The following is a 20,320-nucleotide window of genomic DNA, read 5'->3' on the forward strand; positions in this document are numbered from 1 at the left end:
CCATCCGCCGGCCCCGCGCCGTGCCATACGGGGCCTGGAACCTGCCCATTCCGACGATCTTCCCCCTGACGGCAGGCGACGTGCCGTGACCGCCGACATGCGCCTGCGCTTCTGGGGTGTGCGCGGCAGCGTGCCGACCCCGGGTGCGGCGACGCTGCGCCATGGCGGCAACACCTCCTGCGTCGAACTGCGCTGCGGGGCACATCTGGTGCTGCTCGATGCCGGGACCGGGCTCAGGAGTTTCGGGCTGTCGCAGGCGGGCAAGGCGCTCGATGCCGATCTGCTGCTGACGCATACGCATCTCGACCACATCGGCGGGCTGCCCTTCTTCGGGCCGCTCTACGCGCCCCAGACCCGGCTGCGCATCCATGGCGGCCAGAAGGGACTCGCGCAGGCGTTGCTGGCGAGTTGGAGCGCGCCGCTGATGCCCGATCTGCACGCGGTGTTCCGGGCGGGGATGACGGTGTCCGAGCTTGTGGTCGGCGCGCGCTTCGCCCTGCATCCCGGGCTTGAGGTCTCCACGGTCGCGCTGCGCCATCCGGGGGGTGCGACCGGCTATCGCCTGGACTGGCGCGGCCGCAGCATCGTCTACCTGACCGATCATGAACATGACGGGGCGGAAGGGGAGGACGCCTATCGCGCCTTCGCCGCCGGCGCCGATGTGCTGATCTACGACGCCACCTACACCGATGCCGAGTATCCGAGCTATCGCGGCTGGGGGCACTCCACCTGGCAGCAGGGCGTGGCGCTGGCCGAGGCGGCGGGGGTCGGGCGGCTGGTGCTGTTCCACCACGACCCGTCGCGGGACGATGACGCGCTGGATGCGATCGCCGCCGCCGCGGATGCGGCCAGGCCGGGCACGCTGGCGGCGCGTGAGGGGCTGGAGATCAGCCTGTAGGTCAGAAGCCGTAGAGCCGCGCCGGATTGCCCACCAGCACCGCTTGCCACGCCGCCGCATCCGCCACCCACTCCCCAAGCAGCGCCAGCAGCCCCGCCTCATCCGGCTTCGGGTCCGGCATGTTCGGATGCGGCCAGTTGGAGCCCCAGACCACCCGCTCCGGCGCCGCCGCGATCAGCGCCTTGGCCAGCGCCGAGACATCCGCATAGCCCGGCGGCCCGCTACGCGAGACGCCATAGGGCGAGGAGGCCTTCACCCAGGCCCGCCCCGTCTCCAGCAGCCGCAGCAGCGCCCCCATCGGGGCCGCATCCACCGTGACCGGGTCGTGGAACCGGCCGATATGGTCGATCACCACATCGCAGGGCAGGTCGCGGATCAGCGCCTCGCGCTCCGCCATCTCGCCGCCGTCGAACTGCAACTGGATATGCCAGCCGAGCGGGGCGATGCGCGCGCCGAGCGCGCCCAGCCGCTCCCACGGCACCAGCCCGCCCTTGAACTGGAAGGCCCGCGCGCCGCGCGCCCCGGCGGCGTGCAGGCGGTGCAGCTCCGCCTCCGGCGTCTCCGGCGTCACCACCACCACCGCCCGCGCGGCCTCCGCGCCGAGGGCGGCCACGGCATCCAAGGTGCAGGCATTGTCCGCGCCATAGGCCGTCGGCTGCACCACCACCACCTGCCCGAGCCCCAGCCGCGCCTGCACCGCGCGATAGGCCGCCAGGTCATAGGCGAAGGGGACGGGGGAGGGGTTGCCCGGCGCCACCGGATAGCGCGCGGCGGGGCCGTAGATGTGCATGTGGCAGTCGGTCGCCCCGGCGGGCACCGGATATCGGGGGGAGGTCGGCATGGCCTGTCCTTTTTTGCCCCGAGCCAAGCCCGCCGCCGCCTGGTTGTCCACTGGCGCGCCATCGCCCTAAGCTCGCTCCCAAAACGAACAGGGAGGAAAAAATGTCTGGACGACGCAGGATTCTGGCCGGGGCCATGGGCCTGGCCGGCACCGCCATCGTGGGGCGCGGCGCCTGGGCGTGGGAGCCGGCGCGGCCGGTCCAGCTCATCGTCGGCTATGCGCCCGGGGGCGGCGCCGATATCGCCGCGCGCGTCATCGCCGAGGCCTCCTCACCCTTCTTCCCGACGCCGCTGGTGGTGCTGAACCGGCCCGGCGCGGGCGGGGCCATCGCCGCGCAGCATGTCGCGGGGCTGGCGCCGGATGGGCTGAACCTGCTGGTCGGCGGCGGCAGCGAGAGCACCTCGCTGCCCGTGTTCCGCGATGTGCCCTATGATCCCAAGCACTCCTTCCGCGCGATCATCCGCCTGACGCGCCAGCCCTTGGTCATCGTCACCAGGCGCGGCGGCAAATACGCCGGCATCGCCCAGGTGGTGGCGGCGGCCAAGCGCGCGCCGGGCACGGTGCCGCATGCCTCCTCCGGCATCGGCTCGATCTACCACGCCGTCTTCGTGCTGCTGTCGCAGGCGGCGGGCATCGAGCTGCTGCACGTCCCCTACACCGGCGGCGCGCCGTCCTTGCAGGCGGTGCTGGCGGGCACCGTGGACCTCGCCGTGCTGGCGCCCGAGGAGATGGCGGGGCTGGTCCAGGCCGGGGAGATCGTTCCCCTCGCCGTCGCCTCGGCCGATCGCCTGCCGGGCTTGCCCGAGGTGCCGACCCTGCGCGAGCAGGGCTGGGATGTGGTGGTCGAGAATATGAAGGGGCTGTGCGCGCCCGCCGGCCTGCCCGACGAGATCGCGACCGTGCTGCACGACCGCTTCAGGCGCGGCATGCAGCAGCCGGTGTGGAACGCCTTCCTGGAACGGACCGGCGCGACGGCGGGCTACCTCGACGGGCCGGGCTTCCAGGCCGCGATGGACAGCGTGCTGGATGCGCTGCGGCGCAGCGTGCAGCGCGCGTAAGGCGCCACCGCCGCTCAGACGTTCCCGGCCCGGATCGCGGCGCAGACCGCCTCCGTCACCTCTTCCGTCGTGGCGGTGCCGCCGAGGTCCGGCGTCAGCGGCCCGGCCGCTGTCACCCGTTCCACCGCCGCCATCAGCCGATGGCTCGCCTCAGGATGGCCGAGGTGGTCCAGCATCATCGCCGCCGACCAGAAGGTCGCGATCGGATTGGCGATGCCCTTGCCGGCGATGTCGAAGGCCGAGCCATGGATCGGCTCGAACATCGAGGGGAAGCGCCGGGTCGGGTCGATGTTCGCGGTCGGCGCGATGCCGATGGAACCGGCCAGTGCTGCGGCAAGGTCGCTCAGGATATCGGCATGCAGGTTGGTGGCGACGATGGTGTCGAGGCTCTGCGGCTTCAGCACCATGCGGATGGTCATCGCATCCACCAGCATCTTGTCCCAGGTGACGTCGGGGAATTCGCGGGCGACCTCGGCGCCGATCTCGTCCCACAGCACCATGCCGAACCGCTGCGCGTTGGATTTGGTGACGATGGTCAGCAGCTTGCGCGGGCGGCTCGCGGCGATGCGGAAGGCGTAGCGCATGATGCGGGTGACGCCGGCGCGGGTGAAGATCGCGGTCTCGGTCGCGACCTCCTCCGGATGGCCACGATGGGCGCGGCCGCCGTGGCCGGCGTATTCGCCCTCCGAATTCTCGCGCACGATGACCCAGTCGAGGTCATCCGGCCCGCAGTCGCGCAAGGGGGGGATGACGCCGGGCAGCACCCGGGTCGGGCGGACATTGGCGAATTGGTCGAAGCCCTGGCAGATCTTCAGCCGCAGGCCCCAGAGGGTCAGGTCGTCGGGCAGGGACGGGTCGCCGACCGCGCCGAACAGGATGGCGTGGTAGGGCGCCAGGGTCGCGAGCCCGTCCTCCGGCATCATCTTCCCATGCGCGCGATAATAGTCGGAGCCCCAGGGGAAGCGGTCGAAGGCCAGATCCAGCCCCGGGGCGCGTTCGGTCAAAGCGGTGAGGACGCGGACGCCCGCCTCCACGACTTCGGGCCCGATGCCATCGGCGCCGATCACGGCGATGCGCAGTGTCGTCATTCTTGTTCTTCCCCCTTGGTCAGACAGGCGGCGGCCAGAAGCCGGAAGGCCGCGGCACGATGACTGATCGCATGTTTCGCCTCGGGCGCCATCTCGCCGAAGGTTTCGCTGTGGCCCTCGGGCTGGAACATCGGATCGAAGCCGAAGCCGCGATCGCCGCGCGGCGGCCAGATCCAGACGCCATGCGCCTCGCCCAGGAAGCCCTCGGTGTGCCCATCGGGCCAGGCCAGGACCAGCGCGCAGGAGAACCAGGCGCGGCGGTCGGTGGCGTGGCGGGCCAGGCGCTCGACCTTGGCCATGCCGGCGGCGTAGTCGCGCGTGCCTTCGGGCGTTTCGGCCCAATCGGCGGTGTAGACACCGGGCGCGCCATCCAGGGCTGCCAGCGAGAAGCCGCTGTCATCGGCCAGCGCCACATCCCCGGTGGCGCGGGCGGCGGCCAGCGCCTTGATGCCGGCATTGCCGAGGAAGGTGGTGGCGGTCTCCGCGGGCTCGGGCAGGCCGAGCGCCTTGGCGCCCTCGACCGCGATCCCGTATTCGGCCAGCAGCGCCGCGTTCTCGCGCAGCTTGCCGGCGTTGTGCGTCGCCAGCACGAGGCGGCGCCCGGTCAGGCGGCGATGCGTCACAGCCCGAGGGCTGCGTTCTGCGCCCCGAACAACTGGCTGGTGCCGGATTTGGCGAGCTGGAGCAGCGCCATGAGCTGCGCCTCGGAGAAGGGCGCCTGTTCGGCCGTGCCCTGCACCTCGACGATGCCGCCGGCGGCGGTCAGCACGAAATTCGCATCCGCCTGGGCATCGCTGTCCTCGGCATAGTCGAGGTCCAGCACCGGGGTCTCCTTGTACAACCCGCAGGAGACCGCCGCGACCTGGCCGATCAGCGGGATCTTCGCGAGCACATTCTTGGCCACGCAATGCTTGAAGGCGAGGTAGAGCGCGACATAGGCCCCGGTGATCGCGGCGCAGCGGGTGCCGCCATCGGCGGTCAGCACGTCGCAATCCACGGTGATCGACATCTCGCCCATCGCATTGCGGTCGGTGATCGCGCGCAGCGAGCGGCCGATCAGGCGCTGGATTTCCTGGGTGCGGCCGGATTGTTTTCCGCGCGCGGCTTCACGATCGCCACGGGTATGCGTCGCGCGGGGCAGCATGCCGTATTCGGCGGTGACCCAGCCCTTGCCGGTGCCGCGCAGGAAGGGGGGAATGCGGGCCTCGACGCTGGCGGTGCAGAGCACCTCGGTCACGCCCATGCGGATCAGGCAGGAGCCTTCGGCGTGACGGGCGAAACCGGGCTTCAGCTCCACGTCGCGCAGCTGGTCGGGGAAGCGGCCGGATGGGCGCATGGGGGGAGGCTCCGCTGAGGTCTGGAGCGGTATCCGTTCGCTTGCGCCCACGACTACCGCTCTGCCTGTTGGTTTGTCGCATTTTCGGGGCCGTCAGGCGATTCCGCCTGACCTGAAAATGCTCAAGGCGGCGCAGGAACCCCGCCCCCCCGTATCTGTCAACCGCGCATGCCGCGCATGTAGCGGCGCTCCGGCCGGTAGGCGAATCGACGCAGCAGGCGGGCGAGAAGGGTGCGCATGGCAGGAGGTCCGGTTCTTTCGACCCGTCAGGGACCTCCTGTCCTCGCACGGGTTTCCGCTTCACGCCCTACAACAAGGACGTGAACAAACCCTTGATAACTCAGGCGTGCTTCACGCGTCCGCGACCGGGGTCCGCAGCGTGCCGATGCCCTCGACGCTGGCCTCCATCACATCCCCGGCCTTGAGGTAGCGCGGCGGGTCCATCGCATAGCCGACGCCATGCGGCGTGCCGGTCAGGATGATGTCGCCCGGCTCCAGGGTCAGCCCGCCCGAGAGCGATTCGATCAGGAAGGGGATCGGGAAGATCATGTTGCTGGTGCGGCTGTCCTGCCGGGGCTCGCCATTCACCACCATGGTGAGTTGCAGGTCGGACGGGTCCAGCGCATCGGCGGTGACGATCCAGGGGCCGAGCGGGCAGGAGGCGTCGAGGCCCTTGCCCTTGAACCACTGGCCATGCTTGCGCTGCAGCCGGCGGCCGGTGACGTCATTGCCGATGGTGTAGCCGAAGATGTGGTCGAAGGCCTTGGCGGCGGGGATGTCGCGGCCCGGGGCGCCGATGATGAGCGCCAGCTCGACCTCGTAATCCATCGCGTCATTGATCGGGAAATGCAGGCTCGGTTCGTCGGGGCCGATCACCGCGGTCGGCGGCTTGGTGAAGAATTCCGGGGCCGGCGGCGGCGGGGCCGGCGGGGCGCCGCGCGCCTTCAGCCCCTCGTTGATATGGGCCTGGTAGTTGCGGCCGACGCAGAACACGTTTTTCGCGGGGCGCGGGATCGGCGCCAGCAGTTTTGCGCCGGTCACCATGGCGGCAGCGGGGGGGGCCGCGGCCCAGTCGGTGACCTGGGCCTTCACCTCCGGCCAGGCGGCGATCAGCGCCAGCATGGTGGCGAAGGGGGCGGCACCGCCGGAGGCGGCGGTCAGGTCCAGGATGCTGGCCCCGGTTTCGTCCAGCACGACGCCGGTGCGGGCGCCGGCGCCCGCGTCAAAGGTTACGAGACGCATGATGTGTTTCCCCCCAGGAGTGTGGGGGTATTTGTCGATAAAACCCGGCCCGAGGCAACCCGGCCCGAGGCAATCCAGCCCGAGGCAATCCAGCCCGAGGCAATCCAGCCCGAGGCAATCCAGCCCGAGGCAATCCAGCCCGAGGCAATCCAGCCCGAGGCAATCCAGGCAGGGCCGGGCCGCCTTACTGCATTACCATCTTACGATCTTACCGGCTTCGGGCTTACCGGCTTCGCGCCCCCGGTTCGGCCGCCGGCAGGGAGTCCGCCCCTTGGCGGGCGCAGTCTGCCATGGCCCGGCCGCCCGCGGGGGCAAAATCAGCCTGGCCCTCAGCCCAGCATCCGCCCGATCACCCGCGCCGTGTAATCCACCACCGGGATGATCCGCCCGTAGTTGATCCGCGTCGGCCCGATCACCCCGATCGCCCCCAGCACCCGCGGCCGCTCCACCCCCGGTGCGGCGCGGAAGGGGGAGACGACCAGCGACAGCCCGGCGCTGTCGAACAGCCCGTTCTCGGCGCCGATGAAGATCTGCACGCCGGTGCCGCGCTGCGCCAGCTCCAGCAGGCGCAGCATCGTCTCCTCATTTTCCAGCCGCTCGAACAGCGCCTCGATCTGCTGCACCTGGGCCAGCCCCTCCAGGTTCCGCAGCAGGCGGGACTGGCCGCGCAGGATCAGCGACCCCGCCGACCCCCCCCCCGCCCAGGTCGCGAGCCCCGCCGCGATCACCTGTTCGGTCAGCGCGTCGAGCTGGGAGCGATGCGTCTCGATCTCGGTCGCGATGTCCGATTTGGCCTCGTCCAGCGTGCGGCCGCCGAGGCGGGCATTCAGGAAATTCCCCGCCTGCACCAGCGCCGCCGGCGGCAGCCCGGGGGGGACGTCGATCACCCGGTTCTCGACCTGCCCATCGGCGGTGACCAGCACCACCAGCGCCCGCCCGGGCGAGAGCCCGACGAATTCGATGTGGCGCACCGGCGCCTCGCCCTTGGGCGCGATGACCAGCCCCGCGGCGCCGGCCAGGCCCGAGAGCATGGTCCCGGCCTCCGACAGCGTGTCCTGCATCGACCGGCCGGCGGCGGCGCAGCGGGCGGTGATGGCGTCGCGCTCCTCCTCCGCCAGATCGCCGAATTCCAGCAGCCCATCCACGAACAGCCGCAACCCGCGATCGGTCGGCAGCCGCCCGGCCGAGGTATGCGGCGCGTAGAGCAGCCCCGCCTCCTCCAGATCCGCCATGGCGTTGCGGATGGTGGCGGGCGAGAGCGCGACCGGCAGGCGGCGGGAGAGGGTGCGCGAGCCGACCGGCACGCCGGTCTCGACATACAGCTCCACGATCTGGCGCAGGATCGCCCCGGCGCGATGGTCGAGCGGTGTTTGCGGCGATATCGGCAGTGCGCCGATCCGTCCTGCGGTGGAGAAGGGGATGCCCATGAGCCGGGGGCCGGGACCTGTCGAGTGTGCCAAGGGAACAGAGTTACGAAGCCCCCCCCCGGGGGTCAAGCAGCACGGTGTCAGTTGAGCCGCTGCCGCAGCTCCTCCATCACGCCGCGCACCCGATCCGCTGCCTCGCCGGTGGGCACCAGGCGCAGAAACCGCTCCAGGCTGGTCAGGGCGGCGCCGATCCGGTCCAGGCGCTGGTTCATCAACCCGGCCTCCCGCCACAGCGCGGCCGAGTCCGGGGCCAGGCGCAGCATGTCCTCGACGCAGGTGACAGCCCCTTCCATGTCATGGCTCTTGAGGCGGCGGATCTTGATGTTGTTCTGGAGCCGCAGCAGCACCGCGCGGCGCTCCACCGGGGCGACCATGCTGGGGCGCAGCTCGGCCTTCGGCCCCTCGATCCGCTTCAGCATGGCGCGCAGCGCCGGCGCATCCATCGCGGCCCCGCCGGAGAAGGGGTCGAGCACGGACTGGCCGCGCACGCCTTCCATGGACAGGAAGAAATGTCCGGGAAAATCCAGCCCATGCGTCGGCCAGCCGGCGGCATCGGCCGCATGCATCCACAGCACCCCGAGCACCACCGGCAGGCCCCGCCTGCGCTCGATCACCCGCAGCAGATTGGCGTTGGCGACGTCCTCATAGGTCTCGACATCGCCGTGATAGCCGAAATGCTCATGGATCAGGCGGGCCAGCACCACCCGCCGCGCCTCGGCATCGCCTTCGTCGGCGGCGGCGTTCAGGCTCGCGGCCTCGGTCGCGGCACGGGCGATGTCGCTGAGGTGCAGGGTCGCGGCATGCCAATCCGCGTCCGGGGCATCGAGCCGCGCGAAATGCAGCGCGATGGTCGCCACATCCAGCTCGTCATCCGGCAACTGGCCGGCGGCATCCAGCGCGGCGCGGGGGTCGGTGTCGCTCAAGCGGGCTGGACCATGCGGCCGAGCCTGCGCCCGCCGAAGAGATGCACATGGAAATGCGGGACTTCCTGCCCGCCCTGCACGCCCATGTTGGACAGGATGCGATAGCCGGACTCCTCCAGCCCCGCGCCATGCGCGACCTGGCCGACCAGGCGCCAGAACCCCGCCTGCTGGGCTTCCGAGGCGGCGGCGGAGAAATCGGCGAAGGAGCACCAGTGCCCCTTCGGGATCACCAGCACATGCACCGGGGCCTGGGGGTTGATGTCCTCGAAGGCCAAGGCGTGCTCGGACTCGGCCACGCGCTTGCACGGAACCTCCCCACGCAGGATCCGCGCGAAGATATTGGTGTCGTCATAGGGCGGCAGGCCGGTGGTGGACATGGCGGTGGCTTTCGAAGGGCAAGGCTGCCTTTACCTGCTGAACCCGGTGCAGGAAGGCAAGAGCAGACGCGGCATCCCACGTCCATATGAACTTTTGGCGGCGGCGGCCCAGGCCGGCGTCGCTGGTTTATGTGTGCCGCGAAAGGGCCGGATCGTTCCGTCGCGGCCCCGAACACGGAGCCGGACATGCGTCGATCCAACCTCATCCAGGCCTTCCTGCCGCTCGCCGTGCTGTGGTCGCTGCCCGCGGGGGCACAGACGATCTACCCCATCAACCGCGCCGAAATCCTGGCCGGCGCCCATTTCGACCTGAAGGTGGAGTTCCCCGGCGTCGTGGCGACCGACCGGCTGCGTGTGACCGTCAATGGCCGCCCCGCCGCCGATGTCTTCGGCCGGGCGCCGGATTACATCGAGCGTGAGGACGGCCAGGCCGCCTCCTCGGTCATGCTGCGCGATGCGGCGCTGACCGCGCCCGGCGTCTATACCGTGGCCGCGAGCGATGGCGAGCACAGCGCCTCGGTCACCTGGGAGGTCTATGCCGCGCCCACCGCGCGCCGCGCGCGCAATGTCATCCTCTTCGTCGGCGACGGCATGGCGGTGGCGAATGTGACGGCGGCCCGCATCCTCTCGCGCGGGATCGAGCAGGGCCGCTACCGCGGCACGCTCGCGATGGACACGCTGCCGCAGATGGCGATGGTCGGCACCTCCGGCAGCGATTCGATCATCACCGACAGCGCCAATGCCGCCCATGCCTACAACACCGGGCACAAATCGGCGGTGAACGCGCTTGGCGTCTATGCCTCCCGCGCGCGGGACAGCCTCGCGCATCCGCGGGTCGAAACCCTCGGCAGCATCGTGCAGCGCGACCTCGGCATGGCGGTCGGCATCGTCACCAATACCGAGATCCAGGACGCGACCCCGGCCGCGGTCTTCGCCCATACCCGCCGCCGCGCCGACTACCTGCCGATCACCGACCAGATGCTGGAAAGCGGTGCCTCGGTGATCCTGGGCGGTGGCTCGGCCTCCTTCCTGCCGCAGGGCACGCCGGGCTCGCGCCGCCGCGACGGGCGCAACATGATCGATGCCTTCCGCCAGCAGGGCTATGCCTTCGCCGATGCCGGCGAGAGCCTGGCCAGCGTCGCCGCCGATCCCAACACCACCAAGCTGCTCGGGCTGTTCAACCTCGGCAACATGGATACGGCGCTCGACCGCTTCTACCTGCGCCAGGGCACGGTCTCGCGCTTCCCGAACCAGCCCGACCTGACCGAGCAGACCCGTGCCGCGCTGCAGGTGCTGTCGCGCAACCCGGCCGGCTTCTTCCTGATGGTCGAGAGCGGGCTGATCGACAAGGCGAACCATCCGCTCGACTTCGAGCGTTCGGTCTATGACACCATCCTGCTCGACAATTCGCTGAAGGTCGCGCTCGACTGGGCCGGCAACCGCAACGACACCATGATCATCGTGGTGCCCGACCATACCCAGGGCATCGGCATCTACGGCGTCGTGGATGACAGCCGCCCGGGCGAGATGCGTGACCGCGTCGGCACCTATGCCGAGGCCGGCTTCCCGAACTACCCCGCGGCCGATGCGCGCGGCTACCCGCCGAGCGTCGATGTCTCCCGCCGCCTGACCGCGGGCTACGCGGCCTTCCCGGACTACTACGAGACCTTCCGCCCGCATCTGGAAGGCCAGAACGTCCCGGCCGTGCAGCAGGGCTCGGGTGGGCCCTATGTCGCCAACCCGATCTACCGCGACCAGCCCGGCGCCATGCTGCGCCTCGGCAACCTGCCGCGGGACGCGAGCACCGGCGTGCATACCGTCGATGACGGCGTGCTGCGGGCGACCGGCCCGGGGTCGGAGCGGTTCCATGGCTTCATCGACAACACCCTGGTGTTCCGCGCCATGGCCGAGGCCCTCGGGCTTGGCCGCTAGGCGCCACACCACGACGCGGCGGCCGGTCCTGGCCGCCGCGGCTGCTTTTCTGCTGCCGCCGAACCCGGTGGCGGCAGCGGAGCGGCTTGCCTTCGACGACCTCTACAGCGGCTGGTCGGTCATGGGCGCGAGTTTCTCGCCCAGGCTGCTGGCGCTGGTGGGGCAGGAGGCCGCCTTGCGCGGCTACATGGCCCCGCCGCTGAAGGCGGAGGCCGATTTCTTCGTGCTGGCGCGGGAGCCGATGGCGCTCTGCCCCTTCTGTTCCAGCGATGCCGACTGGCCCGTGGATATCGTCGTCGTCTACCTCCGCCGCCAGGCGCAGCCGACCGACCCCGGCACGCGGATCGAGGTGGTGGGACGGGTCGAGACCGGCTCCTGGACCGATCCTGACTCCGGCTTCGTCAGCCAGATCCGGCTGCGCGACGCGCGGTTCCGACCCCTTTAGGCATGCTGCCGCTGCAACTGGATGGCGTCAGCATCGCCTTCCCCAATCCGCCGGGGCCGCCGCGCATCATCCTGCGCGCCACCGACCTCGTGCTGCCGGCCGGCGCCATGGTGGGGCTGGAGGGGCCGTCGGGGGCGGGCAAGACCTCGCTGCTGCATGCGCTGGCGGGGCTGGAGCCGGTGGCCGCCGGCAGCATCCGCTGGGGGGGCGAGAACATCGCCGAACTGGATGGCGCCGCCCGCGCCCACTGGCGCCGCCGCCACACCGGGCTGGTGTTCCAGGACTTCCATCTGATCGAGGGGCTGTCGGTGCTGGACAATGTCCTGCTGCCGGTCTGGTTCGACATGTTCCGCACCCCGCGCGCGTTGCGGGACCGGGCCAAGGCGCTGTTGGTCGGCATGGGCCTGCCGATGCCGCTGCCGCCGCTCGCGGTGCTGAGCCGTGGTGAGCGGCAGCGCGTGGCGCTGGCCCGCGCCGTGCTGCGCCAGCCGCCGCTGCTGCTGGCCGATGAGCCGACCGCGAGCCTGGATGCCGAGGCGGCCGGCAGGATCGGCAGCTTGCTGGTGGATATGGCCGCGAATTCGGGGGCCACGCTGATCGTCGCGAGCCACGATCCGCATCTGCTGGCCCGGCTGCCGATCCGGCTGCGTATCGCCGAGACGCGATTGGAGCGTCTGGCGTGAACCCGTTTCCCCTGGCCCTGGCCGGGCTGCGCCACCGGCGCGGCACCGCGCTGGCGCTGGCCTTGCTGGTGGCGCTGGGGGTGGCGCTCGGCGTTGGCGTCGGCGCGCTGGAACGCAGCCTGCGCCAGGGCGCGGCGCGGGCGGCGGATGCCTTTCCGCTGATCGTCGGCGCGCCGGGCAGCCCGACGCAGCTGGTGCTCACCGCCGTCTATCTGCAGCCCGATACCGTGACCCTGGTGCCCGGCGGCGTGCTGACCCGGCTGGCGGCGGATGCCCAGGCCGCCTGGGTCTCCCCCATCGGCTTTGGCGATCGCTGGCGGGACAAGCCGGTGGTGGGCGTCGCGCCGGAGTTCGTCACCTTGGGCGGCCGCCGCGCATTGGCCGAGGGCCGCGTCTTCGCCGCCGAGAACGAGGCGGTGATCGGCACCGCCGTGCCCTTGGCCATGGGGGATCAGCTCATCCCCGCCCATGGCCTGGCCCATGCCGGCGCCGATGAGGATGACGCGGACACCCATCACCACGGCGATTCCCCCTACACCGTGGTCGGCCGCCTGCCGCCCAGCGGCACCCCCTGGGACCACGCGATCCTGGTGCCGATCGAGCGGGTCTGGGAGATCCATGGCCTCGGCAATGGCCATGCCGAGGGGGCGGAGCGCATCGGCCCGCCCTGGGAGGCGGCGCAAGGCATCCCCGCCGTGGTGGTGCAGCCGCGCGATTTCCCCGGCGCCTATGCGCTGCGGGCGCGGTATCGCGATGCGCAGTCCAATGCCGTGTTTCCGGCCGAGGTGCTGGTGTCGCTGTTCCGGCTGATGGGGGATGTGCAGGCGGTGCTGTCGGCCATGGCGATGGCCTCGGCCGTGCTGGTGCTGGCGGCGGTGTTCCTGGCGTTTTCCGGGCTGGTCGCGGCGCGGTCGCGGGATTTTGCCGTGCTGCGGGCCTTGGGCGCACCGTGGCGGTTCGTGCTGGCCGCGGTCTGGCTGGAGCTGGCGCTGGTGCTGCTGGGCGGGGTGGCGGTGGGGCTGGGTTTTGGCTGGCTGGGCGGGTGGATGGCGGCCGATGCGCTCGGCCGCCATGCGCGGGTGGCGGTGACGGTGGCCCCGGGTTGGGACGAGGTGCTGCTCGCCCTGGCCGTGCTGGTGGCGGGGATGCTGGGGGCCTTGCTGCCGGCGCTGGTGGTGTGGCGCCGGCCGCCCGGGGAAGCGCTGAAGCGCTAAGGGGAAGTGCAGAAACACCTTGTTTCTGCTGGGGTGCTCGAGGGGCGACGCCCCTCGATTTTTTAGCTGCCGGCGGGAACGGGCGGCAAATAAATCTCCCCCCCATTGCCCCGAAACTCAGCGCTCATCTTATCCATGCCTTCCTGTGCGGCGGCCCGCACCTCCTGGCTGATCTTCATCGAGCAGAACTTGGGCCCGCACATGGAGCAGAAATGCGCGAGCTTGGCGCCTTCCGCCGGCAGGGTCTGGTCGTGGAATTTCTCCGCCGTCTCCGGGTCCAGGCCGAGGTTGAACTGGTCGCGCCAGCGGAACTCGAACCGCGCGCGGGACAGCGCGTCGTCGCGTTCCTGTGCCGCGGGATGGCCCTTGGCGAGGTCGGCGGCATGGGCCGCGATCTTGTAGGTGATGACGCCGGTCTTCACATCCTCGCGGTCGGGCAGGCCCAGGTGTTCCTTGGGCGTGACGTAGCAGAGCATGGCGCAGCCGAACCAGCCGATCATGGCCGCCCCGATGCCGCTGGTGATGTGGTCGTAGCCCGGCGCGATATCGGTGGTCAGCGGCCCGAGGGTGTAGAAGGGGGCTTCGCCGCATGCCTCCAACTGCTTGGTCATGTTCACCTGGATCTTGTGCATCGGCACATGGCCGGGGCCTTCGATCATCACCTGCACATCCTGCGCCCAGGCCACCTTGGTCAATTCGCCCAGCGTCTCCAGTTCCGCGAACTGTGCCGCGTCATTGGCATCGGCGAGGCTGCCCGGGCGCAGCCCATCGCCCAGCGAGAAGCTGACGTCATAGGCGCGCATGATCTCGCAGATCTCGCCGAAGCGCTCATAGAGAAAACTCTCCCTGTGATGCGCCAGGCACCATTTGGCCATGATGGAGCCGCCGCGCGACACGATCCCGGTCACGCGCTTCGCGGTCAGCGGCACATAGGCGAGCCGCACCCCGGCATGGATGGTGAAATAATCCACCCCCTGCTCGGCCTGTTCGATCAGCGTGTCGCGGAAGATCTCCCAGCTCAGCTCCTCGGCCTTGCCTTCGACCTTTTCCAGCGCCTGGTAGATCGGCACGGTCCCGATCGGCACCGGCGAATTGCGCAGGATCCATTCGCGGGTGGTGTGGATGTTGCGGCCCGTGGACAGGTCCATGACCGTGTCGGCGCCCCAGCGGATGCCCCAGACCAGCTTGTCCACCTCCTCGGCGACCGAGGAGGAGACGGCGCTATTGCCGATGTTCGCGTTGATCTTCACCAAAAAATTGCGGCCGATGATCATCGGCTCGCTTTCGGGGTGGTTGATGTTGGCGGGGATGATGGCGCGGCCGCGGGCGACCTCGTCGCGCACGAATTCGGCCGTCACATGGTCGGGGATGGCGGCACCGAAGCTTTCGCCGTCGCGCGGGCGAGAGCTGGGCACGGCCCGGCCGAGGTTTTCGCGGATCGCGATGTAGTCCATCTCCGGCGTGATGATCCCGGCGCGGGCATAGGCAAGCTGGGTCACCGCGCGGCCGGCGCGGGCGCGCAGCGGCTGGCGGGCGCCACGGTCGAACAGCGGGATTTTCCGCGCCTCGCCCGGCTTCAGCCCGTCATCCTCGGGGCGCTGCTCGCGGCCGGTGATCGCCTCGACGTCGCCGCGTCCCTCGATCCAGGCCCGGCGCAGGTCGGGCAGGCCACGGGCGATATCGGCGCGGTAACTCGCATCGGTATAGGGGCCGGAGGTGTCATAGACCCGCAGCGGCGGCTCCCCGCCCGAGACGCTGATCGCGCGCATCGCGACCCGGATGTCGGGGTGGTGCAGCCCCGCGACATGCAGCTTGGTGGAGGCCGGCAGCGGCCCCGTGGTGATGGCGGGTTTTTGGGGTGGCAAGGTATCGGGCATTGGTCGCGACTCCCCTTTTTGTTGTGAAAAAACAAAGGGGTGGTGGCGTGATGCCGATAGAGCCCATCCCTTCGCCGGCATGACCCGGATCAGGTTCGAAGGGTGACCGCGTCGCTCGCGGAATCTCAGCCCTGCGGAAAGGGCTCCCCTTGGATTGGGGGAAAACTGCGCCCCGGCGGGTGCTGCTGTCAAACCGTCAGGCGGCAGAGTGCGCCACATTCGGGGACTGGCGCAGGAAGGCGCCCTGGCCGATCAGCGCCGCCTGGATGCCGGCCACCGGCACCGCGCGCGGCTGCACGCGCCCCGCCGCGGCCAGCGCCGCCGCGACCCCGGCGGCCTGGCCGGTAAGCCAGCACTGCGGAATTTCACGCAGGAAGGAATGGCTGGTGGCGTCGCAGGACACATGCCGCCCCGGCGCCAGCAGCCCATCCAGCAAGGCCGGCACCAGCGCGCCATAGGGCACCGAGACGTTGGCGAATTTCGGCGTCAGGCTGGGCGAGACGCCGATTTCATCCGCCCGCACCTGCCCGTCCCAATCGGCACGGCGCACGGCCGCCACCCCCTCCAGCCGCCGCGCATGCCGCACCCCGATCTGGGGGGCGGAGAGCATCGGGAAGGCGCCGGCAAATCCCGGTGCCTGTTCGCGGTAGAAGGCGAGGTGGCGGAACATCAGCCGGTGCGAGGCGACCTCGATCGCCGAGAGATCATCGACGTCGAGCGCCGAATACCCCGCCAGCCGCGGCCCCATGAACAGCGCCACATCGTCCCGCCAGGAGGCGAAGGCCTTGTCGAAGAAGCCGACCCGCTCCCGCCCCAGCGCAAGGAACTCCGAATACTGCTGCGGCTCGCCCGCCCTCCAGGCGAAATAGGCCGGCATGTCCACGCCGCCGAACACCCAGGAGGTGTTGATGCAGGAATGGATATCGGCGGCATCCGCCTCGGTCGCATGGGCGGCGCCGGCGCGGGCAAAAAGATCGCCATCGCCGGTCGCATCCACGGTGACGGCGGCGAGGATGGCGCGGCGGCCCTGCTTGCTCTCGAAGAAGGCACCGCGGACGATGCCATCCTCGATCACCGGCTGCGCGCCCCAGGCGTGAAACAGCGGTTCGGCGCCGGCCTCGGTCACCAGGTCCAGGCAGGCGCCCTTGAGCCACTCCGGATTGACCGTCGGCGAATGGGTGACGATGCCGTGGAAGGCCGCCGTGCGCATGCCCCACCACGCGGCAGAGGCGGCATCGCGCGAGCCCCAGGCATCCTGCGGCGGCCCGGCGACGGCATCCTTGGGCAGGCGGGCCAGCACCTCCTCGGCGAAGCCGCGGATGACCAGCCGCCCGTCCCAATCGGTCATGCGGTCGATCCAGGCGACCAGCCCGCCGGTCGACAGCCCGCCCAAATGATTGTGCCGCTCCAGCAGGATGGTGCGCGCGCCCAGCCGGGCGGCGGCGACCGCGGCGGCGGTGCCGGCCGGGCCGCCGCCCACCACCAGCACATCGCATGCGGCATGCACCGGGATGCTCTGCGCCGGTTCCTGCAAATAGCGCCCGTCCGGCACCCGGCGCAGATGCTGCGCCGCGCCGAAGATCTCCGAGCGGAAGAACAGCCTCGCGTCGCTCATGGCGGGGACCCCGCGACATAGCCGAAGAAATTGCCGCAGAAGGTGTCGGCATTCATGGCCCCCGTCTTCGGCACCGGGATCATCTGCGCCCAGGTCCAGAAGGTCGCGGCCAGCGTGCCATGGGCGAGGCCGCCGCTGGCATGCAGCACGATCCAATGGTCCGGCACCGAGTAGAAATGGGAGACCTTCTCCTGCCCATCCACGATCCGCGAATTGACGAAGATGCAGACCCGCTGGCCCTGCCGCAGCAGCCGCACCGCCTGGTCGAAATCCTCGGGGTCCTTCGAGAACCAGACGTTGGTCTCGTTGGTGACGGAGGTATAGCCGAGCCCCTCCATCCAGCCCGCGAGGTTGTTCGGCAAGGTGATGCCGCCGAACGCATCGGAGGGATCATCGTAGTTGAACATCAGGTTTTCCGAGTCCCGCAGGCTGGCGGTGGCGATCCAATCCACCGGCGCGATCCCCTTGGGCTTGAAGCTGCGGCAGCTTTCCCCCGGCTTCACCTTGGTCTTGCCGAGCATCGCCGCCCCCGTCTCGTAGAGGTCGATGACGTAGCGGACATAGGTGTCGGGATCGTCGAGCAGCAGATTGTAGCAGAGCGAGGAGGGACCGCAGAGGCTGGTGCTGCCCTGGTCGATCCCCTCCGGCTTCTTCACCCGCTCCCGCAGCCCGGCCACGACCTCGGCGCGGGTGATGTTGATGAAGGCGCCGCCGCCCTTGCCCTTCTCGAAGGCATCGATCAGCAGCACCGATTGCCGCGGCTTGGAGGGCGGCTGCGGCGGGGCGAACTGGGTGCTGGAGGCCGAGGCGGCGGAGACCGTCAGCCGGCCGCGCCGCACCTCGAACTTCAGGCAGTCGAGCAGCGTGGCGTCATCGACGAAGCCGCAGCCCGGCATCATGCCGAGCGCCACCCGCCTGCAATCGGCGCGCGTCCAGGGGTCGCGCCAGGCGCGGTCCAGCAGATCGTCGCTTTCCGCGCCCGGCATGGCGCCGATGGGGCCGAGAGCGGGGCGGAGCATGATTTCCATGACCCCGAGCCTCCCGCCACCGGGGCGCTGGGGCAAGGGGGATGTGCATCACGAGCCGCTGTGGATATCGCCCCGGCCGGCTGGGGGGTAGGCTGGCCAGGATGCTTCGCCCCCTTTGCCTGCTCCTGCTGCTCGCCGGCTGTGCCGTGCCGGTCGCCCCGCCGCCCCCCCCGCTGCCTTATCCGCCGAGCGTGCGGCTGCGGCTGCTCGACATCGCGCTCGGCGAATGGCGGGAATGGGGGGCGATGGAGGCGGATGACAGCCACCCCACCCCGCCGCCGCGCGGCGAGGCCCTGGCCGAGAACTTCCCCCGGCTGGTCGCCTATTGGCGCTCTGTGCCGGATGACGAGGGGGCGGTCGCGCAGAACCGCACGATCTATGCCCGCGACCCGGCCAATCCCCCGGGCGGGCTCTGGGCCGAGCCCGCCTGGTCGGCGGCCTTCATCTCCTATCTGATGGTCCGGGCCGGGGTGGACCGGCGGGAATTCCCGCCCGATGCCTCCCATGTCGCCTATCTGGATGCGCTGACGGCCACGGCCGCGGCCTGGCCGGCGCAGGCGCCCTTCCTGCCGGTCTCGCCCCTGGTCGCGGTGCCGGTGCCGGGCGATCTGGTCTGCGTGGATCGCAGCCGGGTGCCGCTGACCGATTGGAGCCAGCGCCAGGGCGAGCTGAGGCAGTTCCGCCCCACCCATTGCGATCTGGTGGTGTCCTCCGGACCCGGCGCGGTGGAGGCGATCGGCGGCAATGTCGGCGATGCCGTGCTACGGACCCGCTATGGGACCGATGGCCTGGGGCGGCTGCTGCCGCGCCGGCCAGGGCGGGCGCCCTGGCTGGTGGTGATGCGGAACCGCCTCGGGCTGCTGCCGCCTTTCGGCGGGGAGGTCAGCGCCCGGGTTTTCACCGACCCGTCAGGATACGCTCGACCAATTGCCCGGCCGTCGGGATGAAGCCGTTCGAATAGAACGGGTCCTGGGCGAAGCGGAAGGCATTGTGCCCGGCGAACATCAGGTTCTTGTCGGTGCCACCGCCATGGGCGATGTCCTGCAAGGTCTTCTGGATGCAGAAGCTGCGCGGGTCGGCCTTCTTGCCCGTGGTGAAATCGGGCTCCATCTGCGTCCAGTTGCTGAAGCGGCAATGCGACAGGCAGCCCATGCAATCCACCTGGTCCTGCACGATCTGGCGCGCGGCCTCCGGCGTCTCGAAGATCAGCGTCTCATCGGGGGTGCGCAGCGCCTCGGTGAAGCCCGCGGCCTCCCAGCCGGCGATGCGGGCGCGATCCTCGGGCGTGACCCAGACCGGGCGCTTGCGCGGGCCGACGCCATAGGTCGCGGTCTTGGCGCCATCCTCGGCGCCGGCATATTCGACCTGGCGGGCGCTGCGGGCCTCAAGCTCCCGCAGGAAGGCCGTGCGCACGGCGGAGGAGTAGAAGCCGGTGGGCGAGAAGGCCTGGAGCGACACATCGCCCGGCTTCAGGGTCAGCAGGCGCTGCTTCCACTCGTCGGGAATCGGGCTTTCCTGCGTCAGCAGGGGGCGCGTGCCGAACTGGAAGGCGATGGGGCCGAGATCGGGGTTGTCGATCCAATCGGCCCATTCCTCCAGCCACCAGACGCCACCGGCCATGATGATCGGCACGGTATCCAGGCCGAAGGAATTCATCAGCTTGCGCAGCGCGAGGACCCGGGGGAAGGGGTCCTCCGGCGCCAGCGGGTCTTCGCTGTTGGAGAGGCCGTTGTGGCCGCCGGCGAGCCAGGGGTCCTCATAGACCACGCCGCCCAGCCATTCGGCGGCCTTGGAATAGGCGCGGCGCCACAGCGCGTTGAAGGCGCGGGCGGAGGAGACGATGGGGTACATGAACACGCCATGCTCGCGCGCGACGGCCGCGAGGCCATAGGGCATGCCGGCGCCGCAGGTGACGCCATGCACCATGCCGGGAATGGTTTCGAGGATGCCGCGGATGATCCGTTCGGCGCCGCCCATCTCCCACAGGATATTGGCGTGGATGCGGCCGCGGCCGGCATTCATCTCATGCGCGATCTTGATCTGCGCGACGCCGCCGGCGATGCCATAGGCCACGAGTTCCTCGTGGCGCTCGCGACGGGTGCGGCCAAGGTAGGTCTGCGGGATGACGCAGCCATCCGCATCATAGCTGTCGGCGTTGACGGCACTGACGGTGCCCACGCCGCCGGCGGCGGCCCAGGCGCCGCTGCTGCGGCCATTCGTCGCGGAGACACCCTTGCCGCCCTCGATGAGCGGCAGGACGTCGGCGCCCCCCATGCGGATCGCGTTGATTGGCTTCACGGTTCTTGTCGTTCGCTCGTTCCGGCGCCTGACATGGC

Annotated in this window: 19 protein-coding genes and 1 riboswitch; of the genes, 7 read left to right on the forward strand and 12 right to left on the reverse strand. The window is 70.3% G+C overall.

The features are described from left to right. Positions 1-85: 85 nt before the first annotated feature. A complete protein-coding gene (locus tag C8P66_RS07365; protein ID WP_245903295.1) occupies positions 86-898 on the forward strand; it encodes an MBL fold metallo-hydrolase in 813 nt (270 codons plus the stop codon). A 1-nt stretch (position 899) separates the two neighbouring features. Here C8P66_RS07365 and C8P66_RS07370 read toward each other — a convergent pair whose 3' ends face one another. Beyond that, complete coding sequence (locus C8P66_RS07370) at positions 900-1,739, reverse strand: amidohydrolase family protein (protein WP_111397600.1); 840 nt, start codon at positions 1,737-1,739, stop codon at positions 900-902. 101 nt (positions 1,740-1,840) lie between these two features. On the opposite strand from C8P66_RS07370, the gene C8P66_RS07375 reads away from it, so the two are divergent. Next, positions 1,841-2,797 carry a Bug family tripartite tricarboxylate transporter substrate binding protein gene (locus C8P66_RS07375; protein WP_111397601.1) on the forward strand — a complete coding sequence of 319 codons (957 nt, stop codon included), beginning with the start codon at positions 1,841-1,843 and terminating at the stop codon, positions 2,795-2,797. Positions 2,798-2,811: 14 nt separating this feature from the next. Here the strand turns inward: C8P66_RS07375 and C8P66_RS07380 are convergent, their stop codons facing one another. From C8P66_RS07380 to C8P66_RS07415, 7 genes are all read right to left on the reverse strand, one after another. Then, positions 2,812-3,885 carry a tartrate dehydrogenase gene (locus tag C8P66_RS07380; RefSeq protein ID WP_111397602.1) on the reverse strand — a complete coding sequence of 358 codons (1,074 nt, stop codon included), beginning with the start codon at positions 3,883-3,885 and terminating at the stop codon, positions 2,812-2,814. Then, positions 3,882-4,508 carry a non-canonical purine NTP pyrophosphatase gene (locus tag C8P66_RS07385; RefSeq protein WP_111397603.1) on the reverse strand — a complete coding sequence of 209 codons (627 nt, stop codon included), beginning with the start codon at positions 4,506-4,508 and terminating at the stop codon, positions 3,882-3,884. The genes C8P66_RS07380 and C8P66_RS07385 overlap by 4 nt, the downstream gene beginning before the upstream one ends. After that, the gene (gene rph, locus C8P66_RS07390; protein WP_111397604.1) at positions 4,505-5,221 is read right to left on the reverse strand and encodes a ribonuclease PH; all 717 of its coding nucleotides are present in this window, start codon (positions 5,219-5,221) and stop codon (positions 4,505-4,507) included. Before rph ends, C8P66_RS07385 begins: the two co-directional genes overlap by 4 nt. 351 nt (positions 5,222-5,572) lie before the next feature. Continuing rightward, complete coding sequence (locus tag C8P66_RS07395; RefSeq protein WP_111397605.1) at positions 5,573-6,463, reverse strand: fumarylacetoacetate hydrolase family protein; 891 nt, start codon at positions 6,461-6,463, stop codon at positions 5,573-5,575. Between the two features lie 329 nt (positions 6,464-6,792). Next, positions 6,793-7,890: a heat-inducible transcriptional repressor HrcA gene (gene hrcA, locus C8P66_RS07405; protein WP_111397607.1), complete on the reverse strand. Its 1,098-nt coding sequence runs from the start codon at positions 7,888-7,890 to the stop codon at positions 6,793-6,795. 80 nt (positions 7,891-7,970) lie between these two features. After that, positions 7,971-8,813 (reverse strand): SirB1 family protein, encoded by an 843-nt coding sequence (locus C8P66_RS07410; RefSeq protein ID WP_111397608.1) that lies wholly within the window; start codon positions 8,811-8,813, stop codon positions 7,971-7,973. Further along, on the reverse strand, positions 8,810-9,190 hold the full coding sequence (locus tag C8P66_RS07415) for an HIT domain-containing protein (RefSeq protein ID WP_111397609.1): 381 nt from the start codon (positions 9,188-9,190) through the stop codon (positions 8,810-8,812). The genes C8P66_RS07410 and C8P66_RS07415 overlap by 4 nt, the downstream gene beginning before the upstream one ends. A gap of 186 nt (positions 9,191-9,376) precedes the next feature. On the opposite strand from C8P66_RS07415, the gene C8P66_RS07420 reads away from it, so the two are divergent. The 4 genes from C8P66_RS07420 to C8P66_RS07435 are packed head-to-tail and all read left to right on the forward strand — an operon-like array spanning position 9,377 to position 13,464. After that, complete coding sequence (locus tag C8P66_RS07420; RefSeq protein WP_111397610.1) at positions 9,377-11,122, forward strand: alkaline phosphatase; 1,746 nt, start codon at positions 9,377-9,379, stop codon at positions 11,120-11,122. Beyond that, positions 11,112-11,567, forward strand: a complete 456-nt coding sequence (locus C8P66_RS07425; protein WP_111397611.1) for a hypothetical protein — start codon at positions 11,112-11,114, stop codon at positions 11,565-11,567. Before C8P66_RS07420 ends, C8P66_RS07425 begins: the two co-directional genes overlap by 11 nt. A gap of 2 nt (positions 11,568-11,569) precedes the next feature. Beyond that, positions 11,570-12,250 (forward strand): ABC transporter ATP-binding protein, encoded by a 681-nt coding sequence (locus C8P66_RS07430; RefSeq protein WP_111397612.1) that lies wholly within the window; start codon positions 11,570-11,572, stop codon positions 12,248-12,250. After that, a complete protein-coding gene (locus C8P66_RS07435) occupies positions 12,247-13,464 on the forward strand; it encodes an ABC transporter permease (RefSeq protein ID WP_111397613.1) in 1,218 nt (405 codons plus the stop codon). Before C8P66_RS07430 ends, C8P66_RS07435 begins: the two co-directional genes overlap by 4 nt. Before the next feature lie 62 nt (positions 13,465-13,526). Here C8P66_RS07435 and thiC read toward each other — a convergent pair whose 3' ends face one another. From thiC to C8P66_RS07450, 3 genes are all read right to left on the reverse strand, one after another. Beyond that, positions 13,527-15,341 carry a phosphomethylpyrimidine synthase ThiC gene (thiC, locus tag C8P66_RS07440; protein WP_111397614.1) on the reverse strand — a complete coding sequence of 605 codons (1,815 nt, stop codon included), beginning with the start codon at positions 15,339-15,341 and terminating at the stop codon, positions 13,527-13,529. 49 nt (positions 15,342-15,390) lie between these two features. Then, positions 15,391-15,501, reverse strand: a riboswitch (TPP riboswitch). A 36-nt stretch (positions 15,502-15,537) separates the two neighbouring features. Further along, on the reverse strand, positions 15,538-16,956 hold the full coding sequence (locus C8P66_RS07445) for an FAD-dependent oxidoreductase (RefSeq protein ID WP_111397615.1): 1,419 nt from the start codon (positions 16,954-16,956) through the stop codon (positions 15,538-15,540). Next, entirely contained in the window at positions 16,953-17,984 is a 1,032-nt protein-coding gene (locus C8P66_RS07450) for a hypothetical protein (protein WP_111397616.1), read from the reverse strand. Before C8P66_RS07450 ends, C8P66_RS07445 begins: the two co-directional genes overlap by 4 nt. Before the next feature lie 101 nt (positions 17,985-18,085). Here C8P66_RS07450 and C8P66_RS07455 point away from each other — a divergent pair, with 101 nt between their 5' ends. Next, positions 18,086-18,931, forward strand: a complete 846-nt coding sequence (locus tag C8P66_RS07455; protein ID WP_245903297.1) for a DUF2272 domain-containing protein — start codon at positions 18,086-18,088, stop codon at positions 18,929-18,931. On the opposite strand, the gene C8P66_RS07460 is transcribed toward C8P66_RS07455, so the two are convergent. Next, positions 18,882-20,282: an NAD(P)H-dependent flavin oxidoreductase gene (locus C8P66_RS07460; RefSeq protein WP_111397617.1), complete on the reverse strand. Its 1,401-nt coding sequence runs from the start codon at positions 20,280-20,282 to the stop codon at positions 18,882-18,884. The genes C8P66_RS07455 and C8P66_RS07460 overlap by 50 nt on opposite strands. Between the last annotated feature and the right edge of the window lie 38 nt (positions 20,283-20,320).

The organism is Humitalea rosea, assembly GCF_003253705.1.
Lineage (GTDB): Bacteria > Pseudomonadota > Alphaproteobacteria > Acetobacterales > Acetobacteraceae > Humitalea > Humitalea rosea.

Bases quoted from the DNA above. Each gene is read 5' to 3' on its own strand.
- hrcA (WP_111397607.1), bottom strand. From the start codon at position 7,890: ATGGGCATCCCCTTCTCCACCGCAGGACGGATCGGCGCACTGCCGATA.
- C8P66_RS07370 (WP_111397600.1), bottom strand. From the start codon at position 1,739: ATGCCGACCTCCCCCCGATATCCGGTGCCCGCCGGGGCGACCGACTGC.
- C8P66_RS07450 (WP_111397616.1), bottom strand. From the start codon at position 17,984: ATGGAAATCATGCTCCGCCCCGCTCTCGGCCCCATCGGCGCCATGCCG.
- rph (WP_111397604.1), bottom strand. From the start codon at position 5,221: ATGCGCCCATCCGGCCGCTTCCCCGACCAGCTGCGCGACGTGGAGCTG.
- C8P66_RS07415 (WP_111397609.1), bottom strand. From the start codon at position 9,190: ATGTCCACCACCGGCCTGCCGCCCTATGACGACACCAATATCTTCGCG.
- C8P66_RS07430 (WP_111397612.1), top strand. From the start codon at position 11,570: ATGCTGCCGCTGCAACTGGATGGCGTCAGCATCGCCTTCCCCAATCCG.
- C8P66_RS07395 (WP_111397605.1), bottom strand. From the start codon at position 6,463: ATGCGTCTCGTAACCTTTGACGCGGGCGCCGGCGCCCGCACCGGCGTC.
- C8P66_RS07420 (WP_111397610.1), top strand. From the start codon at position 9,377: ATGCGTCGATCCAACCTCATCCAGGCCTTCCTGCCGCTCGCCGTGCTG.
- C8P66_RS07380 (WP_111397602.1), bottom strand. From the start codon at position 3,885: ATGACGACACTGCGCATCGCCGTGATCGGCGCCGATGGCATCGGGCCC.
- C8P66_RS07375 (WP_111397601.1), top strand. From the start codon at position 1,841: ATGTCTGGACGACGCAGGATTCTGGCCGGGGCCATGGGCCTGGCCGGC.
- C8P66_RS07445 (WP_111397615.1), bottom strand. From the start codon at position 16,956: ATGAGCGACGCGAGGCTGTTCTTCCGCTCGGAGATCTTCGGCGCGGCG.
- thiC (WP_111397614.1), bottom strand. From the start codon at position 15,341: ATGCCCGATACCTTGCCACCCCAAAAACCCGCCATCACCACGGGGCCG.
- C8P66_RS07455 (WP_245903297.1), top strand. From the start codon at position 18,086: ATGCTTCGCCCCCTTTGCCTGCTCCTGCTGCTCGCCGGCTGTGCCGTG.